Here is a 17,102-nt window from a genome sequence, read left to right as displayed (position 1 = left end):
GCACGCATGTCGGCGGCGTGAACCACGATCCATCGATCGTCGACGCATCGGCCGCCGCGCAGCGCGCTTCGTGCCGATTGTCCCCCTGCGCTCGCCGATCCGCTACGGCGAGATTGCAACAAATTCTTGCGCAACCTTCTCCGCGCTCGTCGTCACGCGCGCCCGATGCGCGGATGCGCGAGGCCGCCGAACGCAGCAGCCTCGCCCGGCGACAGGTCGAACAGATCGCCGGTGAGATCGCGCGGATGCTCGACCGCCGGCCGGCTGCGCAATCGCGCCGCATGCGCGGGTGCGACATACGCGGCCGCGGTTTCGATCGGTGGTACGTCGAACAGGTCGCGCGTGACGCCGCGCACGGCATCCGTCGGCGAACGGCCGCGCAAGCGCGCAACCAGCTCGACGAAGCGATCGAAATCGCCTGCGCGCGTCGCCTTGTTCACTTCCGCGAGATCGCGCGCCTTCAGCACGCACGGCTGCGCGAGCCGCACGAAATACGGCGCTTCGAGCTCGACCGACAGCGCGAGCGGATAGCTCTTGCCCGTCTGCTCCTTCGCGCGCCCGACGCAATCGACCACGGCCGCGCCCTGTGCGGCGCCAAGCGGCCTGCCGGTGCTCACGCTGCGCAGGTGATCGGGAAACACGCGCAACTGCGTGCCGACCGTCAGCGCGGTGGACGACGCGCACACGAGCGCGTAGTGCTGTTCGCGGCGACGGCCCGACGGCAGCGTCGAGCGGCTCGCGATGAACGTGTGCGGCGGAAGCGGCCGCACCTGACCGCTCGCGTCGACCCATGCATTCCACAGCAGCGCGTCCTTGCGCTCGCCCGCGCGCGGGCGCGATGCGACCGGCGAAAACAGCGCGAGCAGCGAGCCCGTGCGATGCGCGGCGACTTGCGCGCTGCTGCCGAGCGGCTGGTTGATGCCCCACAGAAAACGCCCGCCCCCGAGCCGGCGCTCCCATTCCTTGCGGAGCACGACGGTCGGCAGTTCCTCGCCGGACTCGGTGCCGATCTTGGTCCAGCAGAACGTGGGTGGGAGGTGTTTCAGCGTCATCAACTTTCTCGGGATACAGCCTCGCTGGTGACAGGAAGCCCATTCAACAGCCGTAACTGTATAGGTATAATGCATCGCATGGAAGCCCCGGACCAAGATTTTCCCGTTCAAGACCTGTTGCGCCGCCTGATGGCAGATACACGCTCGTCCAGCGAAATCGCGCGACTTTCCGGGGTCAGCCAGCCAACCGTGTCGCGCCTGAGGCTGTCGAACGGGCATCGGCTGCGCCGCAGCGCGCCATTCAATAAGCTATGCAGTTTCTATGGTGTCGATACCGGGCCGTCGCGCCGCCGCTATAACGACCTGCTGCGCGACGCGATCGTCGACGCATGGGACGGCTCCGACGAGCACGGGCGCGCGCTGCTGGTCGTGATTCAGGGGTTGAAGGATCTGCAGGCGAAGGCCGACGACGGGTGATGTCGCGGTTCGATTTCGTTCGCTTTCGTTCGCTCGGCCGGGCGGCTTGAAGTCGGCCGGGAACGAAGCTGACCCGGCACCACAGCACGCGGGTGGCGACGATCGATCTCGTCGCCACCGGTGTCGCATCTGGATGCGGATAGGCGAGCGCGCGGCGGCAGGCGTCAGCGCCCGTTCACGTCTGTTTCGGGTTTCGCTGGCTGCGGGAAGGCGTTTCTTGCGCTATTGGCGCGACGGTTGCCGCGCGGATGCGGGGTCGGTGACGAAGCCGTCGTCGCCACATCTCGTCAGCGGTCGCACGCCGTCCCGCATTGCGCGAGCGAATTCTCCTTGCTGCGAAACACCAGCGGCTGCTCGTCGCGCGGCGCCGGTCGCCGCGCGAATTGCACCGCGTGCTCGACCTGGCCGTGATGCGCGGACTTCGCGCACACCGGATCGGCTTCCTTCGGATCGCCGGCCAGCAGGTACGCCTGGCACCGGCAGCCGCCGTGATCCGTATGCCGCTCGTCGCACGTGCGGCACGGCTCGCGCATCCAGTCATCGCCGCGAAACGCGTTGAACGCGTCGCTGTCGTACCAGATTTCCTTCAGCGACCGGTCGCGCACGTTCGGCAGCGCGAGCCCCGGCAGCGAACGCGCGGCATGACACGGCAGCGCGGTGCCGTCAGGCGCGACGCCGAGAAACACCGAGCCCCAGCCGTTCATGCACGCTTTCGGGCGCGCCTCGAAATAGTCGGGCACGACGAACAGGATCCGGCAGCGCTCGCCGACCAGCTTGCGATAGCGATTCACCGTGTCCTCGGCTTCGCGCACCTGTTCGACGGTCGGCATGAGCTGGTCGCGATTCAGCATCGCCCAGCCGTAGTACTGCGTGTTCGCGAGCTCCAGGTAATCGGCGCCGAGATCGAGCGCCATCTCGATGATCTGCCCCACGTGCGGCAGGTTGTAGCGATGCAGCACGCAGTTGAGCACCATCGGGTAGCCGTGCGCCTTGATCAGCCGCGCGACGTCGCGCTTCAGCTCGAACGTGCGCGTGCTGGTCAGGAAATCGTTCAGCTCGCGCGTCGAATCCTGCAGCGACAACTGGATGTGATCGAGCCCGGCCGCCTTGAGCCGCTCGATACGCGCGACGTTCAGCCCGATGCCCGACGTGATCAGGTTCGTGTAGAAGCCGAGCCCGCGCGCATGCGCGACGAGCGCCTCGAGGTCGCCGCGCTGCAGCGGCTCGCCGCCCGAGAAGCCGATCTGCGCGGCGCCGAGCGCGCGCGCATCGCTTATCACCGCGCGCCACGCATCGGTGTCGAGTTCCGCGCCGTGCGTCGCGAAGTCGACGGGGTTGTAGCAGAACGCGCAATGCAGCGGGCAGCGGTACGTGAGTTCCGCGAGCAGCCACAGCGGCGCGGACGGACGGGAAGTATCGGGCGCCATGTCAGTCGAGCCAGCCGCGCAGCCGCGCGTGATCGAGGAAACGGTATACGTCGGAGGCAAGGTCCGACGTGCTGAACAGGCACTCGAGTTCGCCGATGATGTCGTCGAGCTCGCGCGTGCCGTCGCAGCGCACGAGTATCTCGGCCGCGCTCGGGTTGAGCTTGACCATTCCTTCCGGATAGAGGAGCACGTAGGCATCCTGGGCCACCTCCCACTGCAGGCGGTACATGCCCCTCAGGCAGGGGCGCAGCGGCACGCCGCTGGCGGCATCGATCGCGTTCATACGGGGTAGGCCTTTTCGACGGCGTCGAGCATCGACCACAGAATGTCGAGCTTGAATTGCAGGATGCCGAGCGCGCGCTGCTGCGCATCCGGCGTCGTGAAATGCTGCAGCGTGACCGCAAGCCCGTGCTCGACGTCGCGCTGCGCGAGCGGCACGCGACTGCGGAAGTAATGCAGCCCGTCCGGCTCGATCCACGGGTAGTGCGACGGCCAGCCCGCGAGCCGGTCGAGATGGATCTGCGGCGCGAACATCTCCGTCAGCGACGAGCACACGGCTTCCTGCCACGGCGCGCGCCGCGCGAAATTCACATACGCGTCGACCGCGAAGCGCACGCCGGGCAGCACGTGTTCGAGCGACCACAGCTCGGCGCGATCGAGACCGCACGCCTCGCCCAGCCGAACCCACGCCTCGATGCCGCCTTCGTTGTCGCCCTGCCCGTCGTGATCGATCAGCCGCTGGATCCACCGCCGCCGCGTGTCGCGATCGGGGCAGTTCGACAGGATCGCCGCATCCTTGAGCGGGATGTTGATCTGATAGTAGAAGCGGTTCGCGACCCAGCCGCGGATCTGCGCGGGCGAACACGCGCCACTGTTGAGCCGCCGGTTGAACGGGTGATGGATGTGATAGCGCGATTCGAGCGCGCGCAGGCGCGCCTCGAATTCGGTCGCGGTCCAGGGCGTCGCGTGCAACGCCGTAGCGGGGATCGGTGCGTTCATGGTCAGACCTGGAATTGCATGCCGTCGTGCGCGACGTCGATGCCATGCGCGCGCAGGTGCGCGTGCTCGACGGAATGCGGGTCGAGAATCGGGTTCGTGTTGTTGATGTGCGTGAGCACCTTGCGCGTGCGCGCGGGCAGCATGTCGAGCCAGTCGATCATGCCGTGCTGCCCGTGTTCCGCGCACTGCGCGAGATGCCCCATGTCGGCCGCGTGCTTGCTCGACAGGCCGAGGTCGATCATCTCGGTGCCGGTCCAGAACGTGCCGTCCACCAGCACGAGGTCGGCGCCGTCCATCGCTGCGCGCACGTCGTCGGAAACGGCCGCGAGCCCCGGCGCATAAAACGCGCGCCGGCCGCTCGCGACGTCTTCGATCGACAGCGCGATGTTGTCGCCGGGCGCGGCCGACGCGCGCCGCGGCGAATACGGCGGCGCCTTGCTGTCGACGGGAATCGCGGTGAAGCGGATGCCGCGCGCCGCCGGCACCGTGAACGGCTCGCCGAGCGCGATCGTGTGCGCATCGACGCCGCAGTAGTGGCCGAGCAGCGGCACGAGCGGCAGCCCGGTCGACAGGTCGTCGAGCACCGGCGCGCTCGCGTAGAGCGGCAGCGGCGTCGAACGCTCGCGCAGCATCAGCAGGCCGGTCACGTGATCGATCTGCGCGTCGCACAGCACGACGGCGGCGATGCCGCTGTCGCGGATCGCGCGCGCCGGCTGCAGGTCCGGATTCGCGCGCAACTGGGAAAGAATGTCGGGCGACGCGTTGACGAGAACCCAGTCGATACCGTCCGCGCTGACCGCGAGCGACGACTGCGTGCGCGGCAGCACATGGCCGCTTCCGCTGCGCGCGCGGCGACAGTTCGCGCAATTGCAGTTCCATTGCGGCAGGCCGCCGCCGGCTCCCGAGCCGAGTATCTTGATCTTCATGGGCGTCAGCTCCCGAGGCCGTCCGCGCCGCGCATCGCGGCACGGACGGCGCATCGCGACGATCAGCGGTTGGCGATGTACATCGTGATTTCGAAGCCGAAGCGCAGGTCGGTGTAAGACGGGGTCGTCCACTGCATGATGTGTCTCCTGGTTGGGTTGGTAAGTCGTGTCGGTGAGTCCGACAACCGCGGCAATCTGGCGGTCGGTTCCTCTTCAGCAAGGAGCGTGCCGAAGCCGCACTTTGCCTGCGCGACGGCGGCACATGGCCGTCGCGCAGGCATCGGGACGAAATCCTTACGATTAGCCGACACGATTCGCGCGGATGCGATTCGCCGCCCCGGCGGCACGATGCGCGGGGGCGGTGACAGGTGTTGAATCGTTGAACACCGGTGTTGCAACGGGTGTTGCAACTTGACACACCGGCAGTGACGGATCGCGGGCCGCGCAACCGCGATCGCGCGGCCCGCGCGTCAGCTTTCCTCGGACGGTTGGCGCTCCGCGTCGGCCGCCGGCATCTTCCGGTAGATCGTGTTGCGCGACACGCCGAGCGCGCGTGCCGCGGCCGACACGTTACCGCCGTGACGGGCCAGCGCGGCGGCGATCGCGGACGCGGCGACGTCCTGCAAGCGCGCGTCGGCAGGCGGGAACGCCTCCACGGCACACGGTGCGGCGGCCGGATCGTGCTGCGCGGCCGGCTCGGCCGGCGCATCGCCGCGGCGCAGGTCGTCGAAGAAATCGTCCGGCAGGTGCTCGCGCCGGATTTCGCCATCGTCGTCGACCATCGCCGCCGCCGTGCGCAGCAGGTTGCCGAGCTGGCGGAAGTTGCCGGGCCACGTGCAGCGCACGAACAGCGCCATCACGTCCGGCGCGACGGAGAGCGGCGGTCGGTCGGAGCCCGCGAAAGCTTCCCGTTGCAGCATCTTCTGCACGACGACCGCGAGATCGGTGCGGTCGCGCAGCGGCGGCAGGCGCACCACGAGGCCGTTCAGCCGGTAGTAGAGATCCTCGCGGAAGCGGTTCTGCGCAATCATGTCGCGCAGGTCGCGGTGGGTCGCGCAGATGATCGAGATGTCCACGGCGATCGTCTTCGTCGACCCGAGCGGGTTGACGAGGCGCTCCTGCAGCACGCGCAGCAGCCGCACCTGCAGCGGATACGGCATGTCGCCGATCTCGTCGAGGAACAGCGTGCCGCCGTTTGCCTGCAGCAGCTTGCCGATCGCCCCCTTGCGGCGCGCGCCGGTGAATGCGCCCTCCTCATAGCCGAACAGCTCGGATTCGATCAGCGTCTCCGGAATCGATGCGCAGTTGACCGCGACGAACGGCGCGTCGCGACGCGGCGAGTCGTTGTGGATCGCCTGCGCGAGCAGTTCCTTGCCGGTGCCGGTCTCGCCGGTGATCAGGATCGGAATGTCCTTGCCGATCACCTTGCGCACCTTCGCGATCACGCACGCAACCTGCGGATCGCCGGTGTCGAGATAGTTGAGCCGCGACAGGCCCGCCGACGTGCCCGCCGCCGGCGCCGGCACCGCGTTCGCGCGCACGGCCGGCGCGCCCGCGTCGTGGACGTCCGTCGGCCGGCTGCCTTCCGCGAGCGTCGCACGCCGGAAGTGCACGCGCGCGCAGACCACCGCGCCGGTGCCGAGGTTCAGCATCAGGTGCCGGTCGGTGCTCGCGCGCATGCGGTCGATCAGCTGCGCGCTCGTGATGTCGAACAGCGACGACAGCGTATGCGCGCGCAGCACCGCGAGCGGCATGCCGAGCTGGAACTGCGCGCTGCGATTGGCCGACAGGAAGCGGCCGTCGGCGGTGAACGCGACGATCCCCTCCATCAGCGTGCCGAGAAACTCGGGACGGCCATGGAACGACACCTGCAGCGTTTCCTGAAAGGTCGTCGTAAACAGGTGATTCTCGATCATCTGCACCGACATCTTCGCGAGCGCCATCGTGTGCTGGTGATAGCTGCGGTGGTCGCCCGTCACGTCGAGCACGCCGATCGCGTCGCCGTACGGGTCGAGGATCGGCACGCTCGAACAGGTCAGGAAGCGGTTCGCGGCCAGGAAGTGCTGGTCGCCGTGGACCACCATCGGGCACAGCTCGGCGAGCGCCGTGCCGATCGCGTTGGTGCCCTGCCGGCTCTCCGCCCAGTTCGCGCCCGGGCGCAGCGCGACCTTCTCCGCGCGCTGCAGGAAATCGTCGTCGCCGATCGAATGCAGGATCAGCCCTTCCGCGTCGGTCAGCACGATCATGCTCTGCGTGTTGACGATCTGCTCGTGCAGCGTCTCCATCACCGGCATCGCGTGCACGCACAGCACGCGGCTCTGCTCGCGCTTCAGCACCAGCGCCGCGCTCGACAGCACGTCGTAGTCGGGGCGTGCCGATACCTGCAGGCCGAACGTCTCGGACCGCTCATGGGCTTTCTGGATCGACGGCGCGGGCCAGCCGGCGGGATGCGCGGCCCGAGTCCGGGCCGCCTGATCTACGTCATCGCGCATTGTCTCCTCCGGGGATCCTTCCGGTCATCTGCCGGACTCTTTGCCGTCATGACAAGCAAGCATCGGGCCACGCGAGCGGCGCGGCGTGGACGGGCCGTCCGATGCCGGTCATGCGCCGCGAATTGAAAGCCGGATGCAAGGCAACGATCGGTCGAGATCGTGCCGCCGGACAGTTCGGCCTTCGTAATACCGCGATTGCCCGGCTCGCGGCTACCCGTGCGAATCCCGATCTTCGCGCCTGGCGCGGTTCTGGCTTTGTCTCAGGTCAAGCACAGCAGTCGCCCCCGGCGCATACGCGGCCGAGTGACGGTTGTCCCCAATTCCGCCCGAGCCACGTCGACATGACGCCTACCCCGATTCGACTCACGCCGTCGCCCGCCATGCCGGTCTTGCCTGCCGGGCCTCGCGCACCTGTATCACCCGTCATGCCCGCCGCCCCCGTTCACCGGCGCCTGCACCGCGACGCACAGTCGATCGCGTTCACCGTGGCCGGCGCCGCGGACGGCCACCCGGTCGTCGTGCTGCACGGCGGGCCCGGCAGCGGCAGCCAGTCCGGCATCCTGCGCCTGTTCGACCTGACGCGCACACGCGTCGTGCTCGTGGACCAGCGCGGCGCGGGCGCGTCGTCGCCGCGCGGCGGCACGCGCCGCAACAGCACCGCGCGGCTGATCGGCGATCTCGAGGCGGTACGCGAGCAGCTCGGCATCGCGCGCTGGGGCGTCGTCGGCGGATCGTGGGGCGCCGCGCTTGCGCTCGCGTATGCGGGCACGCATCCCGCGCGAGTGACCGGCGTCGTGCTGCGCGGCCTGTTCCTGACGTCGCCACGCGAAGTCCGCCGCCTGTTCACGACGTCGCGCACGCGTGCCCCCGGCGAATGGCAGCGCCTGTGTGCGGCGGCCGTCTGCGCCCGGCCGGATCGTCTGCTGTCGTGCTGCGCGCGGCGGCTGCGCCCCGGCGCGGGCGCGGCGCGGCAGCGCGCGGTGGCGCTCGCGTGGCGCGCATACGAAAACGCCGTCCTCGCGTCGTCGCAAACGCGCCGCTCGCCCGCGCACGCGATCCGCTCGCACAAGACTGTCAGCCGGCTGATCGACAAGTACCGGATCCAGGCGCATTACCTGCAACGCGATTGCTGGCTCGGCGAGCGCCGCGTGCTCGCACTCGCGCGGCGGGCCGCTGGCGAAGGCGTGCCGCTGTTCGCCGCGCACGGGATGCACGACCCCGTTTGCCCGGTCGACAACGTCGCCCGTCTCGCTCGTGCCGTGCCCGGCGCCAAAATCGAACGCGTGCCTGCCGGGCATCTGGCGAGCGACCCGGCATTGGCGCGCAGCGTCGCCCGCGCGGTGCAAGCGATGTTCGCGGCGGCGCCGTTCACGTGACGGCGCATGTCGGGCACGGCCGGCGCCGGCTCACGTCGTCACACAACGGCAAGCGCAGCCAGCCGCGCAACACTCAATCCCACGCATAACGCACGCCGACCCACGCGCCGCGCGGCGCACCCGGTCCGACGAACTGTTCGTTGACCGGATTCGCGCCGTCGAACGTGTGATTCGGCCCGTTGAAGAAATTCTGGCCGAGCACGCCGAAGCTCGCGTAGCGCTTGTCGAACAGGTTCGTCACGCTCGCGAACACCTCGAAGCGCTTCGTGATCCGATACCGCATGTCGAGATCGACGAGCACGTAGCCCGCGATCCTGCCGTTCGCGTCCTGGTTGTTCTCGTCGCCGCGCGCATACACGCCGCTGCGCCACGTGACGTTCGCGCCGATGTCCCATGCGTGCGTCGCCGCGTAGTCGAGCCGCAGCTTCACCGTGTGCGCGGGAATACCCGGGATGCGGTCGCCCGCCTTGACCGCCACGTTGCCGTTCGCGTCGGCTGCCGAGTTCGCGGGGCTGTGTTCGGTCCACGACGAACGGTAGGTCGCATCGACATGGCTGTACGACAGCCCGACGCCGACCGGGCCGAACTGCGTGCGGCCCGCGAGTTCGATACCCTGGCGCCGCGTGTCGCCGACGTTGCGGAAATAGCCCTGCGCGCTCGCAGGACTGCTGATGAACTGGATGTCGTCCGTCAGCGTCGTGCGGTAGGCGGCGGCGCTCCAGGTCGTCGCCGCGCCGATGCGGCCGCGCGCGCCGACTTCGAACGTCTTCGAGATCACCGGCTTGAGTGTCGGGTCAGCGATGAAGTCGTTCGGCAGCGAGCACGGTGCGGCCGGGTCCGCGCACGCGAGTTCGATCGCGGTCGGCGAGCGCATCCCTTCGTTATAGGTCGCGTACGCGGTGAAGACCGCGACCGGGTTCCAGTTGAGCCCCACCGCCGGGTTGAAGCGCGAGAACGTATGGTTGCCGTCGAGCAGCGGCTGCGAACCGCTCTCGTCGCCGATCTGCGACTTCGACCAGTCGTAGCGGCCCGACAGCGTCAGGGTCCAGTGCGGCGTCAGCGACAGCGCGTCGCTCAGGTATACGCCGAGGTTCGCATTGCGCGTCTTCGCATTCGTCTGCCGGACGAAATCGCCGATGCCGATCGCCGCGCGCGTGTCGGTGAAATACGCGTCCTGCGACGATGCCACGTAGCTCGAGTTCGCGAAGTCCGCCGCGACGCCCGCGATCAGCTGGTTCGACATCCCGCCGAGCTTGCCGAGCAGCGTGAGCTGCAGGCTGCCGCCGTAGCTGTCGGTGACGATCGTCGATTGCGCATTGGTACCCTGCGCCGTGTCGACCGTGCCGTCCGCGCCGACCGATCCGTAGTCGGTATTGTTGTTGCTGCTGAGGTTGGAATTGCGCAGGTGCCGGTAGTACGCGTTGCCGCTCAGTTCGACGTGCTCGCCGAAGAAGCGGTCGCCCGACAGCGTCAGGTACCCGGCACTGTTGCGGTTCAGGTCCGGATACGTGTACGCCTGCTTCCGGTTGTCGAGGAACGAGCGCGGGATCGTCTGGGTGCCGTACAGCGCGTTGTCGGCGCCGCCCGCGGCGATCGACAGCGTCGTGTCCGCGTCGGTGTAGCGCAGCTTGCCGAACGCCTGCCGCACGCGGCTCGCGTTGTGGTCGGCCCAGCCGCCGTCGTTCGCGACGTTCGCGGTCGCGTAGTAGTCGAGGTTCGAGCCGAGCGTGCCGCCCTGCTCGATGTCGGCGGTCTTGCGGCCCCACGAGCCGCCCGACGCTTCCGCTTCGCCGCCCGGATTCGACTTGCCGTTCTTCGTCGTGATCGCGAGCGCGCCGCCGAGCGTATTGCGTCCGTACACCGGGTTGGAGCCCGGAATCAGCTGCATCCGGTCGATCGCCTGCGCGGGCAGGATGTCCCAGTTCACGATGTCGCCGAACGGCTCGTTCACGCGCACGCCGTCGACGAACACCGACAGCCCCTGCGGCGTGCCGAGCAGCGGCGACGCGGTGAAGCCGCGATAGTTGACGTCCGTCTGGTACGGGTTGCCCTGCGCGTCCGAGATCGTCACGCTCTGCAGGTTCGCGGCGAGGAAGTCGGTCAGCGTCGCGCGATGCTGTGCGTCGAGGTCCGCCGCGCGCACCGTCTGCACGTTCGCCGGCACCTCCGACAGCGGCGTGCCGATTCCGAGCAGCGGCGTCGTGCCGACGACGACGATCGCGGGCAGCATGTCGGCCGACGCTGGCGGTGCGGCAGCGGCGGCGGCGGCGGCGGCAGCGGCAGCGGCAGGCGGCGCGGTGGCACCCGCCGCCGCCGTTCCGTCCGTCGCGCCGTCCGCATTCGGCTGCGCATGCACGCCCGCCGTCGACAGGCCGAACAGCGCGATCGCGCCGAGGGTCGAGCCAAAAATCGGGCTGAAAATCGCGCCGGCGTACCACGCGCGCCAGCCGCGTCGCATCGCATTACCTCGCCCGACCGCCTTTGGCCTCCTGATCATTTCCGTTGTCTCCGTCCTTGTGTTCCGCCGTGGCGCGTGCTCCAACCGAGCGGCGATATGTTTGTCGCGAAGCGAGCTTGCGATAACCGTGCCAGCACCGCAGGTTCAGCGCGCGCAAGCGTCGCAGCGCAGGCCGCGCACCATCTCCGTTCGGCATGCGCGCGTGAGGTCGCCCATCTGTCACGAGTGCCACGCCACCTGTCATGTTTGGCAACACCTCGCACACGGCGGTGTACCTGAATGCAACACCTTCGTTGACACCGTCGCAGCGCGCGCTGCGGCCCGACGCCGCACCGCGCGGCCCTCGCGCCGCGATGGCATGCGACTTGCGTGAACGGCATCGCATTCGGCCCGGAACCCCACCCGTGCCGGCGCGACGAACCGTTCGCGGCGGTGCGATCACAATGACTCAGGAGACAATCATGAAGAAACTCTCGGCTTCAGCGAGCCGGCTGGCGACGATCGGCATCGCGGCGGCAGCGGCCGTCGCGCTGAACCCCGGACTCGTCGAAGCGGCCGCGGACTACCCGGCCGTGACCTACCAGCGGCTGACCGACGCGCAACAGGATCCGGGCTGGCTGACCTACTACCGCACCTACAACGGCCGCTCGCATTCGCCGCTCAAGCAGATCGACACGTCGAATGCGAAGGCGCTCAAACAGGTGTGGGCCTACAAGTTCCCAGCCGAACTGAAGCAGGGTTTCGAGGCGACGCCGATCGTCAACGGCAATTACCTGTTCGTGACGACGCCGAAGGACAACGTCTACGCATTCGATGCGAAGACGGGCAAGCAACTGTGGAAATACGAGCCGAAGCTCGGCGCGGCATCGTTCAAGACCGCATGCTGCGACGTGGTCAACCGCGGCGTCGCGCTGTACGGCAAGAACGTCTATATCGCGATGCTGAACGGAGAAGTCGCGGCGCTCGACGCACAGACCGGCAATCTCGTCTGGAAGAAGCAGATGTTCGAGCCGGGCCTCGGCTATGCGTTCTCGCTCGCGCCGCTCGCGCTCGAAGGCGCAATCGTCGTCGGTACGTCAGGCGGCGAATACGGCATTCGCGGCTACATCGCCGCGCTGAATCCGGACGACGGCTCGGAGGTCTGGAAACGCTACACGATCCCCGGTTCCGGCGAGAAAGGCTCGGAGACCTGGCCCGACGGCATGCAGAGCCACGGCGGCGGCGCCGCGTGGCTGACCGGCACCTACGACGCGGCATCCCGCACGCTGTACTGGGGCGTCGGCAACCCCGGCCCGTGGCTCGCGGCGCTGCGCCCCGGCGACAACCTGTATTCCGACTCGCTGCTCGCGCTCGACGCGAAGAACGGCAACCTGAAGTGGCACTACCAGTACACGAGCAACGACACGTGGGACTACGACGGCGTGAACGCGGCCGTCCTCGCGGACATCCGCTACAAAGGCAAGGACTACGACGCGATCATCCACGCGGACCGCAACGGCTTCTTCCATGCGATCGATCGCACGACCGGCAAGCTGATCTATGCGACGCCGTTCGTGAAGGCGACCTCGGTCACCGGCTACACGGCCGACGGCAAGCCGATCCAGGACGAATCGAAGTTCCCGAAGGCCGGCACGACGATCGAAACGTGCCCGAGCTTCCTCGGCGGCAAGAACTGGTGGTCGATCTCGTACGACCAGGATCGCAACATCGCGGTCGTGCCTGCGCTGCACGCGTGCATGAGCCTGACCGGCAAGTCGGTCAGCTACCAGGAAGGCCTGCCGTATCTCGGCGAAGGCTTCGAGATCAAGCCCGAACCGGGTAGCGAAGGCTACGGCGAACTGACGGCAATCGACGTGAACACCGGCAAGAAGCTGTGGAGCCACTGGTCGAAGAAGCCGTGGAACGGCGGCGTCGCGACCACCGCGAGCGGCCTCGCGTTCAGCGGTTCGCTCGACGGCCACCTGTACGCGTTCGACACCGCGACCGGCAAGGTGCTGTGGGAAAGCCCGCAACTCGCGAGCGGCATCATTTCGCAGCCCTCGGTGTATGAGGTCGACGGCAAGGAGTACGTCGCCGTGCTCGCCGGCTACGGCGGCGCGAACCCGATCTGGGGCGGCCCGATGGCCGACATCGCGAAAGACGTTCCGCGCGGCGGCACGCTCTACGTGTTCGCACTCGACTGATCAGGCGCAAGCCCCGGTCGCGCCCGCATGCGCCCGATGCGGGCGCGACGCCCCAACCGCTTCAACCGGAAACACGATCATGAATACTCGCCTCACTCCCGTTACCGTCGCCAGTCTGCTCGCCGTGGGCGTGGCGCTGACACCGGCAGCCGCGTCGGCCGGCGTGCGCATCTGCACGCTGCCCGGCAGCCCGACCACGGCGCTCGACCAATCCGTTGCGCGTGAAGTGTTCCGCACCGCGGGCATCGCCGCATCGTTCAACAAGCGCGGTGTCGACGACGACGGCGGCGACGACGGCATCTCCGCCAGCGAGCTGAAGAAATCGCTCGAACGCGACTGCGACGTGATCGCCGGCTTCCCGCGCTCGGAGATCGCCGATGGATCGGGGTCCAGAATGATGTTCTCGCAGGGCTATCTGCGCTCCGGCTACGTCAGCGTGTCGCTGCGCGACGCGCGAGCAACGTCCGGCGCCAAGGAAACGATCGCGGCCACGTACGGCAGCCCTTCGCAGTTGATCGCCGCGCAACAGGCCAACGCCCGTTTCGATCTGGAAAACACCAGCGAGCAAACGATCGGCGCGCTCGCCGCCGGCCGCGCGCAGCGCGCCATCGTCTGGTATCCGAGCGTCGTCGCGTACAAGCGCGCGCACCCGCAACAGCAGTTCCGGATCGCGGCGACGGCGTCGCCGTACTCGGACTGGCAACTGTCTTTCGCATTCGGGCCGGGCAAGGAAGACCTCCGGAAGCGCATCGACGCGGCCCTGTCGCGAATGAGCGGCAACGGCCGTCTCGCGGTGCTCACGCGCGGCTGGGCACTTCCGGAAACGGTCGCGCAAGCGACGGGTACGCATGCACCCGGCCGATTTCTCGACGGGTCGGTCGCATCCGCGCAGCCGGTAAGGAGCGGCTTCATCAAGGTTTCGACCAGCGAAGGCAGCGACGTACCGCCGTTCGAGCAGGCGCAGGTGCAGCACGGCAAGAAGATCTATGCCGATGCCTGTGCGAAATGCCATGGCGACCAGCTCGAAGGCAATACCGCCCCCGCACTGAGCGGGGAATCCTTTGCCCCCGAAGGCAAGTCGCACATCACGATCGGCGGCATCTACCAGTACATGTCGAGCAACATGCCGGCCGATCGCCCCGGCAAGATGACCGAACAGGAATACTCGGACCTGATGGCGTTCCTGCTCTACTCGAACGGCTATGACGCGTCGAAAACCAAACTGACCGCCGATGCCGCCAACGCGTCGAAGGCGCCGCTCATCGCAGGGCCGCGCAAGTAACGCCCCCGCCCCCTTCGTTTCGGACGACCCGCGCGCCGGCAAGCATTCCCGGCGCGCGGGGCAGATTTTATCTTTTCATTTCATTCAGGAAAACGACATGATCTCCCGCAATCGCAGAACCTTCATGATTCAGACGGCCGGCCTGTGTGCCGCGCTCGCGGCCGGAACCCGCGCATTTGCGGCCGCGCCGCCCGTCGACGAAAACGACGCCGCCGCTAAGACGCTCGGCTACCGCGCGAAAGCGACGACCGTCGACGCGGCCAAGTTCCCGAAGTATCAGGCAGGCCAGACGTGCGCGAACTGCCGCTTCTACAAGGGCGCCGAAGGCGACTCCTCCGGCACGTGCCCGATGTTCGCGGGCAAGACGGTCGCCGCCGAAGGCTGGTGCAACGTCTATGCGAAACGTGCCTGATCGCGCTGGCGATGCCGCGCCGCATCGCGGCGCGGACGCCGAACGCGCCGCGCATCTGCATGCGCTGATCGCGCTCGGCATCGATCGCGGCTACGTGACACGCGGCGAAATCGTCGATGCGCTGCCCGACGAAGCGGCCGAAGACGCGGATTTCGACGCGGCCGCATCGATGCTCGGCGAGCTTGGGATCGAGATGCGCGAGCATGTCGACTCGCGAAGCGCATGGACGCTCGATCGTCATTTCGCGCGAGCGACGGCCGCGACGTCGCCGCTCGCCGATGCATCGCCGCCGCTCGCGACCGCCGATCTGCTCGCGGGCCGCACGAACGATCCCGTGCGAATCTATCTGCGTGAAATGGGTGCAACGCCGCTGCTCGAACGTGAAGAAGAGATCACGCTCGCGCTTCAACTGGAAAGCGGTCGCGCGGCCTGCATCGCAGCGATGAGCCGCGATCCGGCCGCGCTGAGCGTCATCGCGTCGATTGCCGCCGACATCCGCGCGGGCAAGGTGGCCGCTTCCGTCTACGTGACAGAGTTCGTCCGCGATTCCGACACGCACGCGGAAATGCCCGCGGATTCGCCCGCGAGCGACGCGGCGCCCGATCCGGATTTCGAATCGTCGCCGCTGGACGACGAATCCGACCAGTCGGCGGACGACACCGCATCGCGCGATGCCGTCGCCGAATCGCTCGACCGCGCCGCCGCGCTGGCATCGCGGATGAGCGAAACGCTGCGCACCGCAGGCTTCGCATCCGCCGGCTATCGATCGCTGATGCGCGAGGCAGCCGAGCTGACCGGCGGAATCCGCTTTACCGCGCGGGCGATCGAGCGCATCGGCAGCGCAATTCGCGAACGCGCGACGCAGGCCCGCCGGCTCGAGAAACGCATCAAGACAACGTTGGCCGAAGCCGGCATCCTCGCCGATGCGCCGCACCACGGCCTGTTCGCGCCGTGCGACGACGTTCGCGCATGGCTCGGCGCATGCACGACCGCGCATCCCGGCTGCGGCACCGCGCTCGCCCGGCGCGCACCGGTGCTGCTCGAAGCGCGAACCGCGCTTGCGCAGCTTGCCGGCCAGCCGGGCCTGCCGCTCGACATCGCGATCGCGATCGACGCGCGCCTGTCGCGCATCGATCGTGCGATGCAGCCCGCGAGGAAGAAGCTGTTCCAGAGCAACCTGCGGCTCGTCGTGTCGATCGCCAAACGATATCCCGATCGCGGCCTGCAGTTCCTCGATCTGATCCAGGAAGGCAATATCGGGCTGATGAAGGCGGTCGAGCGCTACGACCACCGGCGCGGCTTCAAGTTCGGGACGTACGCGACCTGGTGGGTCCGGCAGGCCATCACGCATGCGATCGCCGATCAGGGCCGCACGATACGGGTGCCCGCGCATACGGTCGACGCGATCAACAAGCTGTCGAGGCTCGCGCGAACGCACCGGCAGCGAACCGGCGGCGTCGCCGATGCGCCCGCGCTCGCCGCGCAGTTGCAAGTCCCCGTCGGCAAGGTCCGCGACCTGATGAGTATCGTGCACGAGCCGGTCTCCGCGGACACGCCCGTTTCGCCCGATCACGACCTCACGTTGTGCGACGTCGTGATCGACCACGATGCGCCGACCCCGGAAGAAGCCGCGAGCGCCGGCCAGCTTCGCGCCGCGGTTGCGACGCTGATCGACAACCTGCCGGCGCGCGAAGCATGGATTCTTCGCTTGAGGTATGGCATCGACGTCGAAAGCGAGTATTCGCTGCGCGAGATCGGCCGACAGCTGAACCTGTCAGCCGAACGCGTTCGCCAGATCGAAGCGGCGGCGCTCGAACGGATCAGGCAATTCAGGCACGCGCCGGCGCTTCGTTCGCTGATCGCCTGACGCGACCGTTCTGCCCTGCCACCCGATCGCGAACCGAATCGGCCGGCCGACCACCCTCGCCGCCATACACCGGCTGTTGAGGACTGCAACACAACGTGCTGCATATCTGAACGACGATCTGCATCACGCCGCTGTCCGCGCCCCCGCCCGCTCTACCCGGTCGATAGAAAAACGCACGGCTGCCGCGGCTTTCACCGAATGCGCACATCGA

Annotated in this window: 14 protein-coding genes; 6 read left to right on the top strand and 8 right to left on the bottom strand. The window is 68.1% G+C overall.

All coding sequences use genetic code 11. From position 1 onward, the window contains the following. Window positions 1-152 precede the first annotated feature (152 nt). Window positions 153-1,052, bottom strand: coding sequence for a hypothetical protein (locus tag KVT39_RS22580; RefSeq protein WP_034180782.1), 900 nt, complete (start codon window positions 1,050-1,052; stop codon window positions 153-155). Window positions 1,053-1,130: 78 nt separating this feature from the next. On the opposite strand from KVT39_RS22580, the gene KVT39_RS22575 reads away from it, so the two are divergent. Continuing rightward, window positions 1,131-1,469, top strand: a complete 339-nt coding sequence (locus tag KVT39_RS22575; RefSeq protein ID WP_034180783.1) for a helix-turn-helix transcriptional regulator — start codon at window positions 1,131-1,133, stop codon at window positions 1,467-1,469. A 287-nt stretch (window positions 1,470-1,756) separates the two neighbouring features. Here the strand turns inward: KVT39_RS22575 and pqqE are convergent, their stop codons facing one another. The 6 genes from pqqE to KVT39_RS22545 all read right to left on the bottom strand — a co-directional run bounded on the left by pqqE (window position 1,757) and on the right by KVT39_RS22545 (window position 7,313). After that, window positions 1,757-2,896: a pyrroloquinoline quinone biosynthesis protein PqqE gene (gene pqqE, locus KVT39_RS22570; RefSeq protein WP_217590238.1), complete on the bottom strand. Its 1,140-nt coding sequence runs from the start codon at window positions 2,894-2,896 to the stop codon at window positions 1,757-1,759. 1 nt (window position 2,897) lies between these two features. Beyond that, on the bottom strand, window positions 2,898-3,179 hold the full coding sequence (gene pqqD, locus KVT39_RS22565; protein WP_034180785.1) for a pyrroloquinoline quinone biosynthesis peptide chaperone PqqD: 282 nt from the start codon (window positions 3,177-3,179) through the stop codon (window positions 2,898-2,900). After that, the gene (gene pqqC, locus KVT39_RS22560) at window positions 3,176-3,895 is read right to left on the bottom strand and encodes a pyrroloquinoline-quinone synthase PqqC (RefSeq protein ID WP_034180786.1); all 720 of its coding nucleotides are present in this window, start codon (window positions 3,893-3,895) and stop codon (window positions 3,176-3,178) included. The genes pqqD and pqqC overlap by 4 nt, the downstream gene beginning before the upstream one ends. A 2-nt stretch (window positions 3,896-3,897) precedes the next feature. Beyond that, window positions 3,898-4,821 carry a pyrroloquinoline quinone biosynthesis protein PqqB gene (gene pqqB, locus KVT39_RS22555; RefSeq protein ID WP_217590237.1) on the bottom strand — a complete coding sequence of 308 codons (924 nt, stop codon included), beginning with the start codon at window positions 4,819-4,821 and terminating at the stop codon, window positions 3,898-3,900. Window positions 4,822-4,883: 62 nt separating this feature from the next. After that, complete coding sequence (gene pqqA / locus KVT39_RS22550; RefSeq protein ID WP_006485436.1) at window positions 4,884-4,958, bottom strand: pyrroloquinoline quinone precursor peptide PqqA; 75 nt, start codon at window positions 4,956-4,958, stop codon at window positions 4,884-4,886. Between the two features lie 333 nt (window positions 4,959-5,291). Next, window positions 5,292-7,313, bottom strand: a complete 2,022-nt coding sequence (locus KVT39_RS22545; RefSeq protein WP_131945832.1) for a sigma-54-dependent Fis family transcriptional regulator — start codon at window positions 7,311-7,313, stop codon at window positions 5,292-5,294. 425 nt (window positions 7,314-7,738) lie between these two features. Here KVT39_RS22545 and KVT39_RS22540 point away from each other — a divergent pair, with 425 nt between their 5' ends. Next, entirely contained in the window at window positions 7,739-8,689 is a 951-nt protein-coding gene (locus KVT39_RS22540; RefSeq protein WP_254640605.1) for an alpha/beta fold hydrolase, read from the top strand. Between the two features lie 73 nt (window positions 8,690-8,762). Here KVT39_RS22540 and KVT39_RS22535 read toward each other — a convergent pair whose 3' ends face one another. Beyond that, window positions 8,763-11,186, bottom strand: a complete 2,424-nt coding sequence (locus tag KVT39_RS22535) for a TonB-dependent receptor (protein WP_217590235.1) — start codon at window positions 11,184-11,186, stop codon at window positions 8,763-8,765. Window positions 11,187-11,608: 422 nt separating this feature from the next. On the opposite strand from KVT39_RS22535, the gene KVT39_RS22530 reads away from it, so the two are divergent. The 4 genes from KVT39_RS22530 to KVT39_RS22515 all read left to right on the top strand — a co-directional run bounded on the left by KVT39_RS22530 (window position 11,609) and on the right by KVT39_RS22515 (window position 16,891). Further along, window positions 11,609-13,330, top strand: a complete 1,722-nt coding sequence (locus KVT39_RS22530; protein ID WP_034180791.1) for a methanol/ethanol family PQQ-dependent dehydrogenase — start codon at window positions 11,609-11,611, stop codon at window positions 13,328-13,330. 79 nt (window positions 13,331-13,409) lie between these two features. After that, window positions 13,410-14,612, top strand: coding sequence for a c-type cytochrome (locus tag KVT39_RS22525; RefSeq protein ID WP_034180792.1), 1,203 nt, complete (start codon window positions 13,410-13,412; stop codon window positions 14,610-14,612). A 97-nt stretch (window positions 14,613-14,709) separates the two neighbouring features. Continuing rightward, on the top strand, window positions 14,710-15,024 hold the full coding sequence (locus KVT39_RS22520) for a high-potential iron-sulfur protein (RefSeq protein WP_034180793.1): 315 nt from the start codon (window positions 14,710-14,712) through the stop codon (window positions 15,022-15,024). Continuing rightward, window positions 15,008-16,891: a sigma-70 family RNA polymerase sigma factor gene (locus tag KVT39_RS22515; protein WP_217590234.1), complete on the top strand. Its 1,884-nt coding sequence runs from the start codon at window positions 15,008-15,010 to the stop codon at window positions 16,889-16,891. The genes KVT39_RS22520 and KVT39_RS22515 overlap by 17 nt, the downstream gene beginning before the upstream one ends. Window positions 16,892-17,102 lie beyond the last annotated feature (211 nt).

Source organism: Burkholderia sp. GbtcB21, assembly GCF_019091065.1.
Taxonomy (GTDB): Bacteria; Pseudomonadota; Gammaproteobacteria; order Burkholderiales; family Burkholderiaceae; genus Burkholderia; species Burkholderia pyrrocinia_C.
Note: the sequence above shows the minus strand (reverse complement) of the source record. Positions and strands in the feature narration are given on the sequence as shown.